Origin of the sequence: Aliivibrio fischeri, from assembly GCA_038993745.2 — a bacterium.
GTDB classification, from domain to species: Bacteria; Pseudomonadota; Gammaproteobacteria; order Enterobacterales; family Vibrionaceae; genus Aliivibrio; species Aliivibrio fischeri_B.
On record CP160630.1, the window covers coordinates 85,795 to 106,224 of the forward strand.

Genomic DNA, 20,430 nt, shown 5'->3' on the forward strand with positions numbered 1-20,430 from the left:
GTAAATAATGCGTTTATTTTTTCATTTTCACTATTTCATTACATATTTCTTATATTAAATTGGTTATTTGTTTAATATATGTTTTTTATTTTAGGTATGTATGTTTTTTATATTTAGACCTGTTTTGCTTAAATAGTTGCATAATTTACTGCTTTATTTAAATAAGTATTGAGCAACAGGATTATATATTAGTAACATTTTTGTGTTAATCACAATTAACGTCAGTTTTTAATATAAATATATGGAATATAAAAATGAATAAGATCTTTAAAAAAACGCTATTATGCTGCTCTACAGCAATTGTATTTTCTAGTGCAGCTTCTGCATCTGTTGTTATTCACGAACAGCAAAAAACACCTGCTTATTTTCAACATGATGGTGTAACTAATACTCAATTGGTAAATGATAGTTTAACGACGATCGTTGCTGATGAACAGTATATGATTTTAGAATCGAATAATGTTGATACTGAAACGGGTGGTGCGAACTCTCATACTATTACTGTGTTTGGTTTAACAACGGGCTCTCAAGATTCATCAACGGTTAAATATGATGTGATCGTTAATGATTACGATCAAGATATCGTTCCTAATTATGTACTTAACTCTAAAATAACAGGTACTCAATTACTAAATGATGCCGGTATCCATATCTATTCTCCAAGCACGGTAACTCTTGATGGTGAAGGTTTAGAGGGTTTTATCGCGACGAATGTAGATCCAGGTACATATGATGCTGAATTGATTGTTGATGGTGAGTCAGTTGCTAATATTGAATATAAAGTTGAATATGGCAATAACATCATCGTGACTCCAGGAACCAATACTCCTTCATACGGTTTGAATCAAGCGGTTACTCCTGAACAATTATTTGTAGATTCAGGTGCAACGGTAGATAGTAATGAAGACGTTACTATTATCGGCAGTGTGAATACAGCAGAATCAGGTAGCCATACAGCTAACCTAAAAGTGATTGGCTTAACTACAGGTTCTTCTGAAGATATTGCAATTAATTACTCAGTAAATTAATCAAAAGTCATATTTAGAATATAAGCCATGGTAGAAATACCATGGCTTTTTATTTGATTTCGCCAACAATAACTTCTTCAACTTTGCTGTTTAAGAATAAATTACGTTTAATGATTGGATTGACTGCGGCTAATGATGCAGAAACACCACTCCATCCTTCAGTATTTGCTTTTAATTCTACATAAGCGACATTATTTTTGATTCTAAAATGTGTCACTCTGCCTGCATCCTTATAAGTTGCATCGAATATCTCTTGGGCACTTGTTTGAGATAAGTCTTTAAATGATGTTTTCGGAATACACTTATTTTTATAAGAGGTCGATTGTAATGGATTTGTTCCGCCAATCTGTGAAAACTCAGCCATCGCATTACGATATGCAGAAATATCTTCAGGCAACGACAATATATATTCGTCATTATTACAAGTAACTGTATTTGAGATTAATTGGGATTCAGGACTACATCCAGAAAGAAGTGCTAATAATGATATGAACGAAAGAGGTGCTTTCATTTTTGATTTTCTGCAAGTTAGTTATAAGTATATTTATAAGTTTATAGAATAAACTGTCAAAAAGGTGTCTTTATTTTGATAATTATGGAAGCGAGTGCAGATTTTATAGGATTTGGTATCCATATAGAAGATATTTATATATTTATTATTCGAATGTAATTTCAAATCCTATTTTTATTATCTATTTTGCCTTGTTATGCACTTTATTTTTTGATCTCCTTATCTGTACGAGTATTGGTAAATTTTCTATTTTTTCCTACACTTAAATGAGTATAAAAAGGAGTGTTTATGAAAGGGATTATTTTTTCAGAGTTTTTAGAGTTAGTTGAAGATAAATTTGGGTTAGAAGTTTGTCAGCAAATGTTGGATGAAAATAATGATGAAGGGGCTTACACCGCTGTTGGTACTTATGATCACAAGCATTTGGTGAAACTCATTATATCATTGAGTAAAGTCACTGGCGTAAGCATTGAAGATTTACAGCAAGTGTATGGAAAGTCAGTTTTTCTTACTTTATTTCAAAGCATGCCTGAGTTAGATGGACAGGCATTAAATACGTTTCAGTTTATCAAGCAGGTAGAAAGCTACATTCACTTAGAAGTGAAGAAGTTATATGCTGAAGCTAACCCTCCGCGTTTTAAGTTTATATCAAGTACAGAGACCGAAATGGTAATGGATTATATCTCTGCTCGTTGCTTCTCTCATGTTTGTTTTGGATTAATTTTAGGCTGTGCAGAACATTTTAATGAGATAATCGATATTCAGATGACTCCTGTTTTAGATGATGGTTCTCAAGTTCGTTTTACCTTAACTAAATCATAAACGATTAAGGCGGGATAAATGGATGTTGATAAAACAATTGAATTATTGAATCGGAAAATTAAACGAGAAAAGGCAGCGAGAAAAGCGGCTGAGGAACTATTGGAACGTAAAAGCCATGAACTCTATATGGCAAAGCAATTAGTAGAAGATACCTTGTTTACTGTCCAAGAGAAGGCTGAAAAAGATGTCGTTTTACTTGAGTTCAAAAGCTATCTCGATTCTATTTTATTAGATTACAATCAGCGATTATTAAAGGAGCAACCAACTCAAATGTTGTTGCAGAGTCTGATTAATGATTTAGGTTGTCTTAACAGTATCCAATCTGTGCGTTTGTCTTTTTCGTCTAATCCCAATGAAACACTCACTCAATTATATGCAGGAAAGCATCAAGAATTTGAAACGCCTTCCCATGCTTCTCATCCTGTTCAATGGAATGAAAGTCTGACTCAAATAACGGTTTTTTTTGAACTTGAAAATATTGAATCAGGAGCCATTCAACTTATTTTTAATACCTCACCTAATACAATGTGGCGCGATACGATAGAGAAACAGTTTAGCCTGATTTCTGAAATGATTAACGCTGCGTTTGAACGTAAATATTTACTTGATAAAACCCTGAAAGAGAAAAAAGAGCAGAAAGTTCAGAAAGGGCAACAAGAGACTTCGTTGCGATGATAAACCATGAATTAAGAACACCATTAAATGGTTTATTGGGTTCAGCTGAACTTATGGAAGATACAGAAATAACGGACTATCAAAAGAAGCTATTAGAGACAATTCATCAATCAGGTCAAATGCTAAGGATCATAATTAATGATTTGCTTGATTTTAGTAAGATGAGTGCGGGAATGTTAGAGCTTAAAATGGCAAATTTTAAGCCTTGTATCTTAGTGAAAACTATCGAGCAGATCTTTACGCCACAGATGGCAGAAAAGTGCTTACGATTTGATATCCATATTGCTGATAATTTGCCACAGACTCTTATGGGGGATATTGATAGAGTTCAGCAAATTTTAGTGAACTTAATTGGTAATGCTTTTAAGTTTACGAAAAGTGGACATATTAGTTTGAAAGTGGGTTGGCAGCAAAACGCTTTAGTTTTAATTGTATCTGATACTGGTTGTGGGATACCTCAAGATAAACAGAAGCTGCTTTTTGAGCCATTTACTCAAGTTGACAATTCTAGTCAAAGACAATTTGAAGGCACGGGGCTTGGTTTATCTATTTGTAAATTACTCGTTGATGCGATGTCTGGCGAGTTAAGTTTTAAAAGTGAGCTAGGCGAAGGTTCTGAATTTCAAGTTAAACTCCCATTAGAGGTAGTTTGTGAACAAAGAATACATTCAAGTGAAGATAATCAGTTGTCTTTTTCAATTGAGAATCTGTCTATTCTCGCGGTTGAAGATATTAAAATGAACCAAGTAGTTTTAAATATGATGCTAAAGAAACTTGGAATAACTCCTGATTTTGCGAATGATGGTATGGAAGCGTTAACCTATTTACAAGAACACGATGTTGATATTGTTTTAATGGATTGTCGAATGCCGATTCTTGATGGATTTGAAACGACAAAACGTTTAAGGAAGCAAGGGTATAAAAAGCCCATCTTAGCATTGACCGCGGGAACCACTTCAATGGAGGTTGAAGCTTGTATTGAGGCGGGAATGGATGACACTTTGAGTAAGCCTTATAAAGCAATAGAGTTAGAAGCAATGTTAAAGCTTTGGGGTTCTAAGTATGTATAAAAAGCCTCACAATATTGCGAGGCTTTGAATTATAAGAATGTATATTGGAATATTAAGATCAAGCGTTATGCTTTTTGCTCTTTCAACTCGACTTCTTCAGCTTGTTTGCTGCTTTCAAGCATCTTACGAATGATGAATGAAGCAATGAAAGCGATGGCAACCATTACTACTGCAAGTACAGTGAGTAGTTGGAAATAACTACCATATACTGTTTGTACAAACTCTTGAGTAATGACATGGCCTTTTTCTTGCGCAATAGATGTTGAGAATACTGCACCAATAATGCCACTTAATGCCATCGCTACAGAGAATAAACTTACAGAGAAGCCTTCTATATGTTTTGGTGCAACAGACAGAATGAAGGCTACCACTAAGCTACCTACAATTACTTCAGCAAATGCTTGGAAGAAGTGAATAAGTAAGAATACCTCAGGACGAATGATTGCATCTTCACCCACACCCATTACCGCCATGGTTAAAATACCAAAGGCGATCGCAGTTAAGATGAATGCAAAGCCGATTTTTGTCGCTGTCGAAAAATGAATATCGCGTTTTTCAAGTGCTGAGAAAATCATAGCAATAACTGGACCTGCAACGATACACCACAGCGGATTCATTGCCATTGATGCTTCAGGTGCGATAGGAATAAGGTCGAATAGATCACCACGCATGGTGTTGATCGTTACCATGGTCATTGATGTCATCATTTGACCGTAGTAGACAAAGAATGCTGTCGTTAGTGCTGTCATGATTAGGATCGTGCCCATTTTAAGCGCATCCGATTTCTTTGACTTAAGCATTAAAATCACGAAGTAACCGATAGCTGCAAGGCCAATGGCGTAAACAATGTTTTGACCGATATCCATGTTTGAGAACATGAAGAAAACTAAGGCAATCATTGCTACTGATGTGATTAGAAATGAAACCCAGTTCTGCATACTTACAGGTTTTTGATCAATATGAGCACCAACGGTTAATAGTGGTTTACGGAAGATAACCAGAGTCGCAAAAGCTAATAAAGCAAGAACACATGATAATAAGAAACTTCCGTGGAACCCTAAAACAAGAACAAACATCGGGAATAGATATTGGCCTAGTAGGGCACCAACGTTATTGACTGAATAGTTTACTGGGTAGCAGTTTTCAAAATGCTCTTGAGTATCAAAAGTACGTTTGTATAGGCTTGGGTAAGAAGGAGACATTAAGCCTCGGCCGTAGCTCGCTAATGCAATACCACACAATGCCATGGGAACATTTGTAGTATATGAACCAAGCACCAGCAGTGCATAACCAGTAGCAAAACCAAAGTAACTAATGGTTAGTGAGCGGTAAGCGCCTAAAAACTTATCAGCAATGAATCCACCAGCAATGGCAAATAATGGACCAATTGATGAAAATGCACCAACAACCATCATGGTGTCAGCTTCGCTGTAGTTTAGTTCTTCAAGGAAAAAGCGAGTTAAAATAACCATTACGCCATAAAATGATAAGCCAAACATCATTTGGCAAAACATCATGGACTTATTTAGTTTGTTCCACATAAGGAGTCTCTTTTAGATAATTACTTTTCGTATTTTATCATCAAAAGAATGTAACAAAGTACGATATTCTCAAAAAAGCATCGTTTAAATATTGTAAGTAATGGTGTTTTGTGGTTGTTTGTTTCGTTATTTTGTATTATTTGTTTATAATATGTTTTTATTGTTTCTTAAGTAATCAATAATGAGGCAGGGAATAGATGAATCATTCAAAGTGATTTCTTTTTGAACGATGTCATCTATTTTTTAAATAAGAGAACGAAATCGTTATCGTTGAGCTAGTAGGTATTCTAAAGCGCCTACAATTGCCGCAACTTGCGCGTCATTGCACTCCTGATCGGTTACTTTTTCGCTATCTGGGTAGACTTCCGTTGTTGATACGTAATCAGCATCAGTTAAGCCTGCACATAATCCTAACTTTTTAGTCGGATAATTAATTACCCCTTCTTGAACCACATCAGAACCAATAATTTGGTTATTTTCATCTGGTGGCGCAATGTGAGTCACGGTACGAACAGAGTCAATAATGGCTTTTTGGAACTCTGGAGCAGGTTTTTCTGTATCTCCAACCGTATAAAAACCATCTGGAATATAGCCTTCAATGTAAGCGATACCATCACGAGCAGCTAATGCTGGGCGAAACTCTGTTTCATCACTATCGGTTGTTTCGTGCAAATCGATATGAGCAAATACTGGTGCATCTAATGAAGCAACTAATGCCATTAACCCTGCTGACTCTTCTGCTGGGCTATTTGGATAAAATGAGCGGTTAGGATCCGTAGCTGTTGGGTTCCAACGATTGATCACTTCATAACCCCATGGGCTTACACAAGGTGCAACAACAATATTGAACCATTGGCTGTAGTGCTCAGCTTTTGTATCGACAAATTGCAGCGCACCATGAACCCCAGAGGTTTCGTAACCGTGTACACCACCACTGATCAGCAATGTTGGTTTTGTATCATCCCATTGTTTTGTTTTGATACACAAAAGCGGAAAGCGTTCAGTATCATAAGATAAAGCACCATATTGTGATACGTCGAAACGCTCAGATAGAGCCATGATTTTTGTTACGACTTCTTCTTGATATGAACGTTTTACTGTCATCGTCGAAAGCCATGCTGCTTTTTCTTGCTCTCCCCAAGGTTGGCCTTGAATGCCAATTGGGTAACTGTATTCGTCTTTCATTATCAATCCTTACTTTTGATGATCAGTTTGTTTGTTCTCGGTTCCATATAATACGATCACTTCCTCTATAAATGCCAAAATGAATGATCGCTTTTATTGAATCTTCAAAAGATTGGTTATTATCGGCATCTTGTTGCAACCACGGTAAGTTTAATAAAGAAAGTGTTGGTACAACTTGTCCTTGGTTGCCATTACCTGGTGCTGTGAATGTCATACTTGTTAAACCATTTTTAACATTAGTCTTATCTAAGCTGGCTTCTGTCGTCCCTTTTCCTACGGGTAGTGCACTAGGATCTTTACCTACATCAAAACTGAACTCAGGCATAGATAAAACGGTACAGCTGTCATCGATTTTGACGAATCGATTGCCGGTATAAGATTCCGTTTGTATTTTAGATTCAAGATCATTCAATTCAGAGCCATATGCATCTTCCATAGTGATACGCCCCCACTCTTGTCGTTGAGTATCTGTGGCTGGAAATGCGTAACCCAGACAAGCACCAGAAGCATTGGTTTTATGACAAATTTGGTCTTGGTCTCTTAAGTCATCCGCCGCTAATTGCAGCGTTATTGTATCTTCAACGGGTGCTTTAGGGTTGAAAGGTTTGATGTAACGTAAATTCGCCCCTTGCAGCTGCATTTTAGCTTGTGCTGGTAATTTAATTACATTCCCCGGTGTCGCAAAACCAGAGCGCAGCCCTAAAACTGAAAGGGTTTCACTATCAATGATGGACATATTTGATGGTGAAGCCGTATAGGTTCTTAAATTCCAACCGTTGTTATAACGCCACCATGAACCAATTGTGTAGTTTTGCAGTAAGGTTCCCGTTTCAGATAACGGATAAAGACTTAGTGTTGGCGATTCTGTAAAGCTGAACGTTTGTCCCATGTAAGTAAATTCATTACAACCCTCTTGAATGCTTGGTTTATCTCCCAATACATTAAAGTAAGCAGGAGTAAATCGACCAATAGAGCCTGTATTTGCCGCTTTAATTTGATAAGCCGAGCTACCTAAATAACCTTTTGGTGGGGTAACCGATATGTCAAATACACCCACTTCACTAATACTTTGAGGAACACGGTTGGTACTCCCTTGTGCTATTTGGTGATCGTAGTGGTTGGTCGATAAGTTACCTGTATTCCCTCCTAACTGCTGAGAAGGAGCAACTAACGTATGATCTAAAATTAAATTATCTTGAGCGTAGTTTGGTGTCACAGGGTTATCAGCAAGGTAGGTGTCGTTATCTCCCATCCATGCATGTGCTCTTACATTTAAATTAAAGGTTTCACCGGCGTGAGCAAAAATAGAGCAGCTTACGTCTTCAGATGAACAATTGCTGTTAGCACTTGAGTTATTCTTGTCAGTAACATAAGCACTTAAACCAACAGGAATACTGACAAATAAGTCACTTCCTTCAATATTTTGATAGTAACTTTTTTGATATTTAGCATTAAGTTGCAGTTGGCCAGCATCTGCGTAATTTAAAGTTATTTTTGCTTCGTTATTGGTAAAGTTTAATGCGAATGTGGTTGCGGCACTTTCTTGTTTTCCAATGTCTTTCCATGAATTATTTACTAATCCATACAATGTCGGTGAACCAATTAAATTACTTTGCTTTGGTGTAATGTAATCAGACCATAACTGAATATTTTTGGTACCAGTAAATGAGCTACCACAACCTTTGATAGTAGCTTCAACAGGTTTATTAGCTAATTTATCAGGAACAATAACCGTCAAACCTTCTGATTCGAAGTTAAGGGTACAGTTTTTATCACTCAATGATTGGCCATTAATGCTACATAGCGTGTGACTAAATGGTTTGGTGGATGGTGATGAACTCACAACATCCAATTTAACGTTTCCTTGTGTAGGTTTACCTATTGATAAATTAGCAATCCCGTTTCTAACCGTAATATTATTGCCATTTAACCAATAACCATCGCCACCTAAATTATTGGTATCTAAGGTAACATCAACATCTTCAGTAAATAGAGTTGAGCAAGACTCATCGGCACAAGCACGTAATGTGACATTAGAAACATCACAAGTAGAACCTTGTCCTGAATGATCAAATTCAAAGTGATCAATTTGCTCACCAATTGGTTTTGAGTAAAGCGCACATACTTTGAAATTATCAATTTCATGGGTGTTATAAAGCTGACCCGTTGAACCGGTTAATGACATGATGAAATTTTCAGGTGGTTCATCTTGATTGTATTGTGGTCTTAAAACATCAATCGGCCCAATTACTTTACTAAAGTTAGGTGCGTGCCCTGCATTAACCACACTACGTTCAACTGTTACATTTGCGTTATTTCGGTTGGTTGAGTCAATAGTAATACGGTAACGATGTGTTTTATTGTAACCATTATTATTGTCAATATCTGGAGATACACGAGTCCCTGTGATGTAGTTATAACCTGAATATCGAGCACCAGAGCCACGTAATACAATAGATTGTGCTGTATTATAAGAGTTGTAGTTTTTAGACCCGCCTTCTTTTGAATAGTTACCGTATTCATCTAGACCGATACCAAGCCAACCACCTGTAAAACCGGGTTTAACGGCCTCGGAGTTATTCTTAAAGCCATAGCCTAATGGACCACCAAAAGCACCAGCTTGTGGGGTTACTTCTGCATCTGAAAATACAATAGCTAAACCATCAGCACCGTTGCCGCCATAGGCCATGTAATCAAATTCAACTTTGATTTTATTACCAAGTGCAGGGTACAAATATTGATAAGAAGAGGCCGTTGATTGTGCTCTTCGGGCCTGTGTTAATTGCAGACGTCCATTTATGACTGTTGGCGTAAAAGAACCGCTGCTTCGGCTTGTTACCCAACTCGTGGTTAGACTGTCGAAATTATCTTCATAACAGGTCATTTCGACGTTATCAGGACACGGGTGACGTTGCTGATAAAGTTGATTAACTTGTTCATCAGTTAATGCTTGATCAAAAACGTTTACTTCGTCAATTAAGCCATCAAAAGTACGTGTTAAATCGTAATCATTACCCACTTGCAATGGTTGTGTATTTTCTTTTAAGTGTTTGAGAGGATAGACCGGCTCTATAATTGAACGAACTTCCACACCATTAACGAAAATAGACGCTTTATGCGTGTTATGTGCGTCATAGCGGATCACGATATGTGACCAACGGTTAAGAGGAATGCTCTCTCTTGTGGTTAAATTTATTGGATAGTAAGTATCTTTTAGCTCCCAATACCAATTTATTTGACCTTGAGAGTTTAGGTGAAATTCATAGTTTCCATTTTTCGATACAATGGTATTTAAACGATTATAAGAAGGGTAAGAGCTAGGGTTGATCCATGCACTTATTGTAATCGTATCTTCGTTAGATAACTTACTATTATGTGGTACTTCAATGTATTGCGTTTGGCTTTTCTTGAAGTCACCATAGCCACACGTCCCCATGTTTGCCATATCAACAGGCAGTGCTGGGTTGTCTTTCTTTGGTTGAATTCGATTTTTGGCTGTGCCGTTAAAATCGTTACCAGAACTGTCCTTAACTTCACCAATTGCACCACTCCATGAGTTCTCATCTAAGCGTAGAGATAACGCCGCTGGTGGAAGTGTTGGCGGTGGGGTTAGTGTTTTATTGATGTAGGCATCACCTTCCATAAATAGACTTCGACTAGAGGCCCGGCCATCAATATGGGATTGGTTGTTTAAGGTTAGTTTATCATTGGCGTAAACATAGCCTTCGATATAGCTATTATTGTGTAGATAAATATCATCATAACCAACAACGAAAAGTGAACCATTTCCTGTTTTAGTGATTTTTGCATCGTTATTTAATTCAATGTCATTTTTTACAAATAAACGAGCGCTCCCAGTCACATTAATATGTGCTGTTCCGAACATATTTAAATTTTCGACCCAGTAATCGCCTGAGCTTAAAGTGACTTGAGTGCTTTCTAATGTTAGCGTTTTGATTAGCTGCTCTTGGCTATTATGGCCTAGATAGCCATCACAGGTGCCACGTAAGGTGATATTCGAATACTTTTTTTTATCAAAGTAAGATGTGCCTGAGTCACAAGTTTCTGAGCGAGAAGAGTTGTTGTGAATAAATGAGCCTAAATTAAGGGCAGGTGTATTTCTTCCTGTGATTGAACATTGGTGATAGCCACCATTGCCATCATCACAGCTGTCATCTGGTAATTCGTATTGGCTTATACTTGAACAAAAATCCAAACTACGACCTTGTGTACCTTCGATTTTAGCATCGTTATACATGGTCAGTTGTTTTGGACTAGAGCATTTCATTGAATGCCCTTGAGCTATCCCCGAAAGTAAGTATTTGGATTAATCGTTGGAAAAGCGAATGCGCTCAATGGCATTAAACATAAGCTAAACGCTGAAATAATCAGTGAACGAGAGAAAGGTTTAGTCATCACTACGAATACCTACTTCAATAATACGTTGCAAAGTGGTGGTTCCAAATTTACAGGTGGCGGTGCTTGTTAAACTGTACACTTGTCGGCCAGAGTCTAATGTTCCAATAGGTTTGCATTTTACTTGTGCTTTACATTGCGATAATCCATCACCCGAGAAGGTATAAACACTTGGTGTATTACCAGCAACAAAGCAACTGCCTGTTTTTTCCATATAGAAACGACTGATCTCAATTTGAGAGCCAGATTGAGCTGCCATGTTTGTTCTGGTTCCCATAATAGAGGTCACTATATGTGTGCTCATTTTTTGTTGGTTCTTCGTTGCCATTAAAGCAATAAAACCGACGACGATAAGAACAAAAATCGTCAGAATCAGAGCGGAACCTCGTTGAGATTTATTAAGGCGTATTGGCGATAAGGACGTCATGATCCAACTGCACCTCTTCATTGTTATCAGTGAACACAAATTGCATTTTTACTAAGCCATTACGAACTAAAGACGCTTGCTCAACATTGAATGTGGCGAATTTGATTTTTTCAGCCATTAATTGACGAGTGCCTACGCTAAGTTCATGTGGCGATAATTCAGCTCGAGAAAGAGGGTAATCCGCATAGCGATATAATCGACTTCCTTCTAAGCAATAAGCGACTGGTGTTTTATAAGCATACAGTCGGTGAGCTGGAGAGTTTGCACTAAAGCTAGTTGAGCGAGTGAGTGTCACATCAATCATTTGTGCATTTTCACTTGGTTGAAAATCTATATCACGCTTTACTTCAGCCATGCGACTTACGCCATTGGTTGGTAACGTTGAACGTAAATTTTGAGCGTTAACTGGCATGATGACAATGCGATCACCTGCAGAGAATCCATGTTCAGGTAACACTCGGATTTCGGTTGATTTAGCAGGTGCTAAAGGTAAGGCTTCATAAACCGCCGTATTTGTGATTGGTAGCCACTCTATGCATTGTGTCGTTTGGTTGACTTCTACGCTGTTGGGTACCGCATCACGAATTTCTTTGTGCATACGTTCTGTTACAAAGCGTCCTTGAAGGATCAGCTCTTCTCTCGTTGTTGTGTCAGCATAAAGAGACATACTGTGCTGAATTATGGCACCAAGAGACAAACCAACCACTGCAAGTAAAATGATAGAAATAATCATCTCAAGTAGAGTAAATCCAAGGGAGCGTTTCATTAAAAGTTACCTCGAATCACTGAAAATACGTAGTGTTGTCCTGATGGGTCGACCACATCAACAACAATACGTTTTCTGTTTCCACTAATAGCATCAGGTTTACCATCTAAATTAGCGTCGTAGAAAACCTCAATAGAAATAGAGAAGTTAGGGTAGATACCAGCTAAATCATTACCTAATACATCTTTTACAGAACCTGATAGACCATCAAAGTCATCAACATCGTTGTAGAGTGTTCGATTATCTTTTTCTTGGTCTCCATCTTCCCAAGTTTATCTGGATGTGTACAAGGAGTACTTGTTGGTGCACACGCTGGTAATCCACCATTAGGACCACTGTTTTGGTCAAATTGACGACCTACAATTTCATCCATCACCGCAGCGCCCAACTCAGATGCTTTTGTTGAGTACATTAATTCAGCATTATGTTGTGAACGAGGAACGAGAGAAGTGGTTACGATAAGTAAAGCCGCACTCATTATAACTATCGATAAAACAATAGAAATTAAGCTAAACCCTTGTTGATGTTTAACAAGCATGGATATAGCCCTCTTTTTCGATACAAATTTTAGTTTGTGTTTTGGCGGTAATTAAAATTTCACATGATGTGTTTTGGCACTGTTTTATACGTCCCATCGCATCAAAATCAAAGGCAAAAGGTGTGGTAAGTGTTTTGTATTGGTTTCCTATTTGCAATGCGAAATAGGCGTTATGTTTTTCTAAAATAGCCACGTAGGTGAGGTCTTGGTTTTCAAGATACTCATTATTGCGCTGGGTATTTGGGAATGAGGTTGCACATTCAGTTTCTTTATCAAGGCTAACTTGTTGTGCACGATTTTCGTTAATTAGCCATCGGTTACAGTAACCGTTTCGGTTCATAGCTCGAGTTTGGGTTAAACGTAATGAACGCAATAATTCCGTTTCTAATGTTTGTGCAGAAACGCTACTAATTCCTGAGAAATAGCTGCTGGCACTGAGCGAGACAATTGAAATTAAAACAATTACTGCAATAAGTTCAATTAATGTAAATCCATCTATTTGATTACGAGTCATTTTTTCGTTACAAAATATTTAAACCGTATGAAGGTTGGGTAGTTTACGGATAAAAGTTTTTAATAGAAGTAAAATAAGAAGCATTAAAGTGAACAATGCATTATCTATGTTGTTTTTTTATGTAAAAACTCACGAGTATTCACCAAGGTTATTGCGACGAGGTTCAAACTATAATTTTTACCGAAAATACTCGTATTTTTAAAACTGTCAATGGATAAGTTGATTGTGGAGCTAAAAGGGAGAGGTTGAACACTTTAATCTAAAATATAAGTGATTATTTTAGCTATTCATTTTTATAAGAAGTGGATGTAAAAAAGGCAATAATGCATGAAACATTATTGCCTAAAAGTAGCCGATATATGGTGTTTAAATTACATACCTACTGACATGTGTAATCCATAAAACACGCCTCGGTTGATAAGTTCAGACACGAGAATACAAACAAAGCTTAATAATATTACTGGAAGCTTTGGTTGGCTTGACATCAAACGTGGCGAAAACATCAGAACAAAACCAACAAATAATAAGCCAAGGCGTAAAACTTGAAGTGTTGCCATGTTAGGTATGATGTCAGATGCAACAACGATTGCAGAACTGATATGGCTCAAACCAATCAATTGGCTAACCGTTGCAATTAAACTAATAGCAAGAGCAATTGATGCAAATACTGGTAAAGCATTATTTAACTCTGCGTGTTTATGATTAGTCGCGACCAATAACGTGTGAGCAAATGCTAGACCAGATATTGCCATGGTTAATAGGAACATTATTGGTGTGTAAATGCTGTTCCATGTTGGTACGGTATTAATTAAATACACCTTGATCATGGCATACATAAAACTAATACCGATAACCATAGAGATGAGCAATAAGCCTTTTTTCAATGCATCAGAGCCTTTATTCACCACTTTTAATAGCCAGTAAAAGCCACCAGCGGCAAAGAATAAGCTAGAAGCAAAGATCTCATTTGATAACCAAGAGCTACCAACACGATTAAGCGCATTAAATGCTCTAAGTGGGCTACCTAAGTGCATTGTTGATGCGATTAACCCTAGTCCCATTAATACCCAGATAAAGAACATATTACGGTGTAATAGTGTATCTTCATCTTGTGATAATTTACCACTTAATGTTACGCAACCTAATACTAAGAAGGCGCCGACAGCAGTTTGAGAGAGTACCGTGAATAAAATCAACGGCCATTCATGCCAAGCCATGTTATACCTCCTTAGGATTTGCTAGATGACCCGTTTGATCATCTGTTGGACGAGCATTACGGTTTGGTTTAATCACAATGTTTGGTTTTGTGATTAATGATGAAGGCAAAGGAGCGACATCTGCATTTGTTCCGTATTTTTCACGTAACTCTGCAATTGGACCAAATTCAAGAGCTCTTAATGGGCAAGAACCGACACAAATCGGCTCTAAGCCTTGGCCAACACGTTCATAGCAACCATCACATTTTGTCATATGACCTTTTTCTTCATTGTACTGAGGTGCACCATATGGGCAGGCCATCGTACAATATTTACAACCGATACAAACTTCCTCGTCGACAACAACGAATCCATCTTCTCGTTTATGCATTGCACCTGATGGACATACTTTAGTACAAGCAGGTTCATCACAATGGTTACACGCAATAGATAGGTAGTATGAGTACACACTTTGGCGATAAATTTCGCCTTCTTTTAGCCAATCACCACCAGCATATTCATATATACGACGAAAATTAACACCGACATCCAAGTCTTTGTTATCTTTACAAGAAAGTTGGCATGTTTTACAACCAGTACACTTACTTGAATCAATATAAAAACCGTATTGTTTCATTATTTAACCCTTATGCCTTCTTAACCAGTTGCACATCTACTAAGTTCGTATGTTGCGGATTACCTTTTGCTAACGGACTTGGACGTTGAGTTGTTAGTACGTTAATACAACCGCCGTGATCAATTCTTTGACCATCAGGGGCATACCAACCACCTTCGCCAAGAGCAACTACGCCCGGCATCATACGAGGGGTCACTTTTGCCGCGATATGAACTTCACCACGGTCATTAAAGATACGGATTAAATCACCATTGTTAATGCCACGTTGCTGAGCATCCATTGGGTTAATCCACATCTCTTGAGGTGCTGCATCTTTCAGGATGCTTACATTTCCATAGGTTGAGTGAGCTCGAGCTTTATAGTGGAATCCGGTTAATTGAAGTGGGTAATTACCCGTTTTTGATTCTTCATAGCCTTCAAAGTTAGGTACATAAATTGGAAGAGGGTGAATAACTTCGTCTTCTTTTAGTGTCCACGTACTTGCTAATTCAGCCAGTTTTTCAGAATAAATTTCGATTTTTCCTGTTGGTGTTTTAAGCGGGTTGGCTTCAGGATCTTTACGGAACTCTTTATAAGCAACGAAATGTTCGTCAACTTTACGCTTATAAATACCTTGTTCACGCATAGCATCAAATTCAGGCAAGCTTGGATCTTGAGCTCGTGTTAATTGGTAGAGGTGACGTAGCCAACCTTCTTGGTCTCGACCTTCAGTAAATGCTTCTTTCACACCTAATTTATCAGCAAGGCCGGTACAAATATCATAAATACTTCTAGCTTCAAATTGAGGTTTGATCGCTTGAGAAGCAAAGATAAAGTAAGGCATGTTACCTGCAGACGCCTCCATACAGAAATCAGATTGCTCAGAGGTGGTTAGATCAGGTAGAACGATATCCGCGTATTTTGCAGATGATGTCATGTGGTTATCAATAACCACGATCATTTCACAGGCGCTGTCATCTTGTAAGATAGTATGCGTACGGTTGATATCAGCATGTTGGTTAATAATACAGTTACCAGCGTAGTTCCAAATGAACTTGATTGGCACATCCAGTTTTTCTTTTCCTCGGATACCATCTTTCGTTGCTGTCATTTCAGGGCCACGAACGATTGCATCTGTCCATAAGAACATCGGAATAGAGGCTTCTACTGGGTTACTAAGCGTTGGGAAGCGAACAAATGGAATGCTAGAGCTACCTTCACGAGCACCAGTACCACCACCGTTAATACCAACATTCCCCGTTAGAAGTGCTAGCATAGAGATTGCACGAGAAGCAATTTCACCATTAGCAGTACGTTGTAAGCCCCAGCCTTGGATAATGGCACACGGTTTTGTTGAACCGATTTCACGAGCGGTTTTAATGATAATGTCTTCAGGAATACCAGTAATCGTTGACGCCCATTTTGGTGTCTTTTCAGTATTATCACCACCAAGACCTAAAATATAAGACTTATAATCACTATTTGCAGGCGCTGATGCTGGAAGTGTTTTTTCATCGTAACCAACACAATATTTATCAAGGAAGGCTTGATCAACTAAGTCTTCTTTGATCATGACGTGAGCCATCGCAGCAATGAAAGCTGTATCGGTTCCTGGACGAATAGGGATCCACTGATCTTCACGGCCACCAGCGGTATCAGTATAACGCGGGTCGATAACGATCATGCGAGCATTAGATTTCGCTTTACCTTCCATGAAATGATGGATAACACCGCCACCAGACATGCGAGTTTCAGCAGGGTTATTACCAAATTGAACGATTAATTTGGTATTTTCTAAATCTGATGGTGAGTTATTAGCAGCAAAACCACCGTAAGTATGGTTTAAACCTTCTGCAATTTGTGCCGTTGAGTAATCACCATAGTGGTTGAGATAGCCGCCGTTTAAATTCATTAAGCGAGCAATCAAACTGCCGCCTGGAGGCCAAGATTTAGTAACAGTACCACCTAGAGTACCTGTTCCGTAGTTTAGGTAAATCGCTTCGTTACCATATTCTTTTTTAATACGGTTAATGTTGTCTGCAATTTCAGTAAAAGCTTCATCCCAGCTAATACGCTTAAATTTACCTTCACCACGAGCACCAATGCGCTTCATTGGGTATTTTAAACGGTCAGGATTATAAACACGTCGACGCATTGAACGACCACGTAAACAAGCTCTTACTTGGTGATTTCCATATTCATCATCACCAGTATTGTCGGTTTCGACCCACTTAATTTCACCATTAGACACATGCATACGTAATGGGCAGCGGCTGCCACAGTTAACGGTACATGCACTCCAAACGACTTTATCTTCAGTCGTTGCAGGTTGTGGTGCAGCAGAAGCAGAGCGAGAAGCAAAAGGAAGCGCTATACCACTAGTAATAGCTGTGATTCCACCCAATATAGACCCGCCTTTTACAAAACTGCGGCGGCTTATTTTTGGGGTTAGCAATTGTTTTAATTTCATGTATCGACATTCTCTAAGTTATATCTTGGAATTGATATGTTCCGATGGAAATTATTATCATTACGATTACTACCTCTCAATGGGTAGTTATTCACATAATTTAATTTTTATATATAAATAAACATTGTTTTTGATCAAGCAAAAGAGACTGAGTTATAAATATGACTATTAATAAGCTTAAATGTATCGATTTTGGGAATGTTGTTTCATAGGAAGAATAACTTTGCTAAATATTGAATATATTAATAGTGAATTTAGTTGAGCGAGAACAAAAAAAACCTTAACACTTATAGTAAGATTTAAATCAATGGTTAAATTTTTATATAAGAATATTAATGGAAAACATAAGTGCTGCGGCAAAATTATTTGGTAGTCTTTTTTATTACCCACTAAATAATGATAATAATACTCAATACATAAATTATATTAAGCAAAGTGAAGATTTGGATGATACTGAGTTTTCAAATTTTATCCGAGCGTATGAAGCGACAGATAATGAACTTGTTGCTGATGATTTTCAGCGTTTGTTTGAAGGGTGTGATGTTATGCCTGCACCACCTTGGGGTTCAGTATACCTAGATAGAGAACAAGTTATATTTGGTGATTCAACTTTACGTTTCCGCCAGTTTTTACTTAACCATAATATTGAGTTAAACACAGGAATGAGGGAGCCAGAAGATCAATTTGGTCTTTCTTTATTAGCAATGGCTATGATGATTGATCAAGAAAAAGATGAAAGTGTTATTTCAGAGTTACTTTCAGAGCATTTATTGCCTTGGTCATATCATTATTTAGAGTTAGTTAAAAAACACAGCAAAACAGATGTATATAAAACATTATCGGATATTACTTCTGGTTGGTTAGCTGCATTACAAAAAGAACTTAATATTACACCGCACGAATATAAGTTGTATTTTTAATGAAAGATAAAAGAGATGAAAACTATTATCGTTCTTATTTGGAGCATAAAACCGTAAGCCGACGTGGTTTATTTCGTGGACTATTGTCTGGTGCAAATAAATCATTAAAAGAGTCATCTCAAAATACAATTAAACCGACAGTAGCAAGATCTCCTTATGCTATTGAAGAGGGGCTATTTAGAGAGCTTTGCCAAGATTGCGAACAGTGCACTACTGCATGCCCTCAACATGTAATAGAGATAGTGGATGCCCGTCCTCAATTGAATCTTGATTATAATCACTGTACTTTTTGTGGAGAGTGCCAGTTGGTATGTGATTCAGGCGCTTTAGGTAAAGATCTAGGTATTATCAATTTACAACCTGAGTTTATTTCAAGTTGTAATAATAAACTTTCTGGAGGGTGTGAAGTGTGTGCTGATGCTTGCCCGCAGAAAGCGATAATTATCGAACCTAGAAAGTTGCCACAGGTGGACGCATCTTTATGCAATGGTTGTGGCTTATGTCGTTCTGCGTGTTTTATTGGTGCAGTGCAAATGACTTTTGTCGTTCCAAGCTAGTATGTATTTAAATGCATTAAAAAAGGTGACAATTGAATGTCACCTTTTTTATTATTATGCGAGAAAATAACTGGCGTATTAACGCTGCTCTAATGGATAAGAGCGGTAACTCCACATACCATAAACGCGTAATGCATCTCGGTAGATACCTAATAGTTCTTTATCTGTAGGTACTTTTAACTCTTCAAGTGGGCGATCATTGGCAGAGTAAGTATCAAACGTGATCCCTTTAGGGCCGGTTTGCCAACTTGCAACTTCAAATAATGCTTGTCCACGACGAACGTGACTTGCAGAGCTGATGATAGTTGCATGATCGATATTATGTCGAGCTAATGCATAGCTACTGTATAAGGCATTTTCAACAGTGCTTCTTGCGTAATTATCTTCAATGATACGTGATGCATCAATGCCGTTTTTCACTAACCAATCAGCCATCAGTTTGCCTTCGGTTTTGTGGTTTTTAGGAACGCCTCCCGTTACAACAATGTATGAGTTAGGGTTTTTCTTCGCCATATCCAATGTTGCGTTTAAGCGATCAATCAAGATTGGGTTCATGCTGCCATCTGGGTTCAGAGCATAGCCCAAAGTAATAATGGCATTTTTGCCTTTACCTTGTTTTTTGATGGTATTACTTAATGGTGTTTCAACGATTCGGTCAATGGTTGACATTATCTTCTTCAGATCTGCAACACGGCCTTTATTAAGCTGCTCTAATGCCGTTAAGTGACGTGTAACTTCGCTTTTATTCCCTTTGAAGTTCTGCCAGATCACAAGATAAGAATGTGCATCTACATCATCTGGAGCCACGCTTAAAATTTGAGTAAAGAGTTCGATTGCGCGATCAACATTGCTGTTATAGATCTGAGCATTAGCAGCAGAAAAAAGTAGGTCAACACGGTAAGGTTCAAGTTGGTAAGCTTCAAGAAGACGATTAGTTATCATCTCCATGTTGCTTGGCATCTTTGCCGTAAACCCTGCATGTGAAATACGTGAAGGGTTCTTAAATACCTGATAAGCATCATTTAAAAGCTGATCCACAACCTGACGTTGAGAGGTCATCTCTGTATAGTCAACTTGTGGTTGAACGGTATCTAAAGCAGCATCAACGTTTGTTGAGTATAGTGAGCCAGAGAAAATAACAGCAAGAGAAAGTGTAAGTAGGGTGCGTTTCATTATTT

Annotated in this window: 16 protein-coding genes and 1 pseudogene; 5 read left to right on the forward strand and 12 right to left on the reverse strand. The window is 37.8% G+C overall.

The window, feature by feature from the left end:
• Positions 1 to 254 precede the first annotated feature (254 nt).
• Positions 255 to 1,028: a hypothetical protein gene (locus tag AAFX60_014435; GenBank protein XDF79625.1), complete on the forward strand. Its 774-nt coding sequence runs from the start codon at positions 255 to 257 to the stop codon at positions 1,026 to 1,028.
• Between the two features lie 49 nt (positions 1,029 to 1,077).
• Here AAFX60_014435 and AAFX60_014440 read toward each other — a convergent pair whose 3' ends face one another.
• Positions 1,078 to 1,539 (reverse strand): lipoprotein, encoded by a 462-nt coding sequence (locus AAFX60_014440; GenBank protein ID XDF79626.1) that lies wholly within the window; start codon positions 1,537 to 1,539, stop codon positions 1,078 to 1,080.
• 288 nt (positions 1,540 to 1,827) lie between these two features.
• Between AAFX60_014440 and hnoX the strand changes: the two genes are divergently transcribed.
• Positions 1,828 to 2,361 (forward strand): nitric oxide sensor HnoX, encoded by a 534-nt coding sequence (gene hnoX / locus AAFX60_014445; GenBank protein XDF79627.1) that lies wholly within the window; start codon positions 1,828 to 1,830, stop codon positions 2,359 to 2,361.
• An 18-nt stretch (positions 2,362 to 2,379) separates the two neighbouring features.
• Positions 2,380 to 4,106 (forward strand): annotated as a pseudogene (hahK, locus tag AAFX60_014450) (sensor histidine kinase HahK).
• A gap of 65 nt (positions 4,107 to 4,171) precedes the next feature.
• Here the strand turns inward: hahK and AAFX60_014455 are convergent.
• The 10 genes from AAFX60_014455 to AAFX60_014500 form a co-directional block, all read right to left on the reverse strand.
• The gene (locus AAFX60_014455; GenBank protein XDF79628.1) at positions 4,172 to 5,647 is read right to left on the reverse strand and encodes a peptide MFS transporter; all 1,476 of its coding nucleotides are present in this window, start codon (positions 5,645 to 5,647) and stop codon (positions 4,172 to 4,174) included.
• A 264-nt stretch (positions 5,648 to 5,911) separates the two neighbouring features.
• A complete protein-coding gene (locus AAFX60_014460) occupies positions 5,912 to 6,832 on the reverse strand; it encodes a M14 family metallocarboxypeptidase (GenBank protein ID XDF79629.1) in 921 nt (306 codons plus the stop codon).
• Positions 6,833 to 6,854: 22 nt separating this feature from the next.
• A complete protein-coding gene (locus tag AAFX60_014465; GenBank protein ID XDF79630.1) occupies positions 6,855 to 11,120 on the reverse strand; it encodes a DUF6701 domain-containing protein in 4,266 nt (1,421 codons plus the stop codon).
• Between the two features lie 120 nt (positions 11,121 to 11,240).
• Positions 11,241 to 11,675 carry an MSHA biogenesis protein MshP gene (locus tag AAFX60_014470; protein XDF79631.1) on the reverse strand — a complete coding sequence of 145 codons (435 nt, stop codon included), beginning with the start codon at positions 11,673 to 11,675 and terminating at the stop codon, positions 11,241 to 11,243.
• Complete coding sequence (locus tag AAFX60_014475) at positions 11,647 to 12,441, reverse strand: prepilin-type N-terminal cleavage/methylation domain-containing protein (protein ID XDF79632.1); 795 nt, start codon at positions 12,439 to 12,441, stop codon at positions 11,647 to 11,649. The genes AAFX60_014470 and AAFX60_014475 overlap by 29 nt, the downstream gene beginning before the upstream one ends.
• Positions 12,442 to 12,628: 187 nt before the next feature.
• Complete coding sequence (locus tag AAFX60_014480; protein ID XDF79633.1) at positions 12,629 to 12,979, reverse strand: hypothetical protein; 351 nt, start codon at positions 12,977 to 12,979, stop codon at positions 12,629 to 12,631.
• Positions 12,969 to 13,493, reverse strand: a complete 525-nt coding sequence (locus AAFX60_014485; GenBank protein XDF79634.1) for a prepilin-type N-terminal cleavage/methylation domain-containing protein — start codon at positions 13,491 to 13,493, stop codon at positions 12,969 to 12,971. Before AAFX60_014485 ends, AAFX60_014480 begins: the two co-directional genes overlap by 11 nt.
• A 371-nt stretch (positions 13,494 to 13,864) precedes the next feature.
• The gene (locus AAFX60_014490; protein ID XDF79635.1) at positions 13,865 to 14,710 is read right to left on the reverse strand and encodes a DmsC/YnfH family molybdoenzyme membrane anchor subunit; all 846 of its coding nucleotides are present in this window, start codon (positions 14,708 to 14,710) and stop codon (positions 13,865 to 13,867) included.
• Between the two features lies 1 nt (position 14,711).
• The gene (locus AAFX60_014495; protein ID XDF79636.1) at positions 14,712 to 15,326 is read right to left on the reverse strand and encodes a DMSO/selenate family reductase complex B subunit; all 615 of its coding nucleotides are present in this window, start codon (positions 15,324 to 15,326) and stop codon (positions 14,712 to 14,714) included.
• Positions 15,327 to 15,336: 10 nt separating this feature from the next.
• Positions 15,337 to 17,775, reverse strand: a complete 2,439-nt coding sequence (locus AAFX60_014500) for a DmsA/YnfE/YnfF family dimethyl sulfoxide reductase (protein XDF79637.1) — start codon at positions 17,773 to 17,775, stop codon at positions 15,337 to 15,339.
• A 335-nt stretch (positions 17,776 to 18,110) separates the two neighbouring features.
• Here AAFX60_014500 and dmsD point away from each other — a divergent pair, with 335 nt between their 5' ends.
• Complete coding sequence (gene dmsD / locus AAFX60_014505) at positions 18,111 to 18,695, forward strand: Tat proofreading chaperone DmsD (GenBank protein XDF79638.1); 585 nt, start codon at positions 18,111 to 18,113, stop codon at positions 18,693 to 18,695.
• Complete coding sequence (locus AAFX60_014510; GenBank protein ID XDF79639.1) at positions 18,695 to 19,252, forward strand: ferredoxin-type protein NapF; 558 nt, start codon at positions 18,695 to 18,697, stop codon at positions 19,250 to 19,252. Before dmsD ends, AAFX60_014510 begins: the two co-directional genes overlap by 1 nt.
• 78 nt (positions 19,253 to 19,330) lie before the next feature.
• Here AAFX60_014510 and AAFX60_014515 read toward each other — a convergent pair whose 3' ends face one another.
• Positions 19,331 to 20,425: an ElyC/SanA/YdcF family protein gene (locus AAFX60_014515; GenBank protein ID XDF79640.1), complete on the reverse strand. Its 1,095-nt coding sequence runs from the start codon at positions 20,423 to 20,425 to the stop codon at positions 19,331 to 19,333.
• Positions 20,426 to 20,430 lie beyond the last annotated feature (5 nt).

What these genes read in the sequence shown, in the direction of transcription:
- AAFX60_014490 (XDF79635.1), bottom strand. Translation starts at nt 14,710, where the DNA reads ATGGCTTGGCATGAATGGCCGTTGATTTTATTCACGGTACTCTCTCAA.
- AAFX60_014440 (XDF79626.1), bottom strand. Translation starts at nt 1,539, where the DNA reads ATGAAAGCACCTCTTTCGTTCATATCATTATTAGCACTTCTTTCTGGA.
- AAFX60_014515 (XDF79640.1), bottom strand. Translation starts at nt 20,425, where the DNA reads ATGAAACGCACCCTACTTACACTTTCTCTTGCTGTTATTTTCTCTGGC.
- AAFX60_014435 (XDF79625.1), top strand. Translation starts at nt 255, where the DNA reads ATGAATAAGATCTTTAAAAAAACGCTATTATGCTGCTCTACAGCAATT.
- AAFX60_014465 (XDF79630.1), bottom strand. Translation starts at nt 11,120, where the DNA reads ATGAAATGCTCTAGTCCAAAACAACTGACCATGTATAACGATGCTAAA.
- AAFX60_014510 (XDF79639.1), top strand. Translation starts at nt 18,695, where the DNA reads ATGAAAGATAAAAGAGATGAAAACTATTATCGTTCTTATTTGGAGCAT.
- AAFX60_014500 (XDF79637.1), bottom strand. Translation starts at nt 17,775, where the DNA reads ATGAAATTAAAACAATTGCTAACCCCAAAAATAAGCCGCCGCAGTTTT.
- AAFX60_014470 (XDF79631.1), bottom strand. Translation starts at nt 11,675, where the DNA reads ATGACGTCCTTATCGCCAATACGCCTTAATAAATCTCAACGAGGTTCC.
- AAFX60_014485 (XDF79634.1), bottom strand. Translation starts at nt 13,493, where the DNA reads ATGACTCGTAATCAAATAGATGGATTTACATTAATTGAACTTATTGCA.
- AAFX60_014460 (XDF79629.1), bottom strand. Translation starts at nt 6,832, where the DNA reads ATGAAAGACGAATACAGTTACCCAATTGGCATTCAAGGCCAACCTTGG.
- AAFX60_014455 (XDF79628.1), bottom strand. Translation starts at nt 5,647, where the DNA reads ATGTGGAACAAACTAAATAAGTCCATGATGTTTTGCCAAATGATGTTT.
- hnoX (XDF79627.1), top strand. Translation starts at nt 1,828, where the DNA reads ATGAAAGGGATTATTTTTTCAGAGTTTTTAGAGTTAGTTGAAGATAAA.
- dmsD (XDF79638.1), top strand. Translation starts at nt 18,111, where the DNA reads ATGGAAAACATAAGTGCTGCGGCAAAATTATTTGGTAGTCTTTTTTAT.
- AAFX60_014495 (XDF79636.1), bottom strand. Translation starts at nt 15,326, where the DNA reads ATGAAACAATACGGTTTTTATATTGATTCAAGTAAGTGTACTGGTTGT.
- AAFX60_014480 (XDF79633.1), bottom strand. Translation starts at nt 12,979, where the DNA reads ATGCTTGTTAAACATCAACAAGGGTTTAGCTTAATTTCTATTGTTTTA.
- AAFX60_014475 (XDF79632.1), bottom strand. Translation starts at nt 12,441, where the DNA reads ATGAAACGCTCCCTTGGATTTACTCTACTTGAGATGATTATTTCTATC.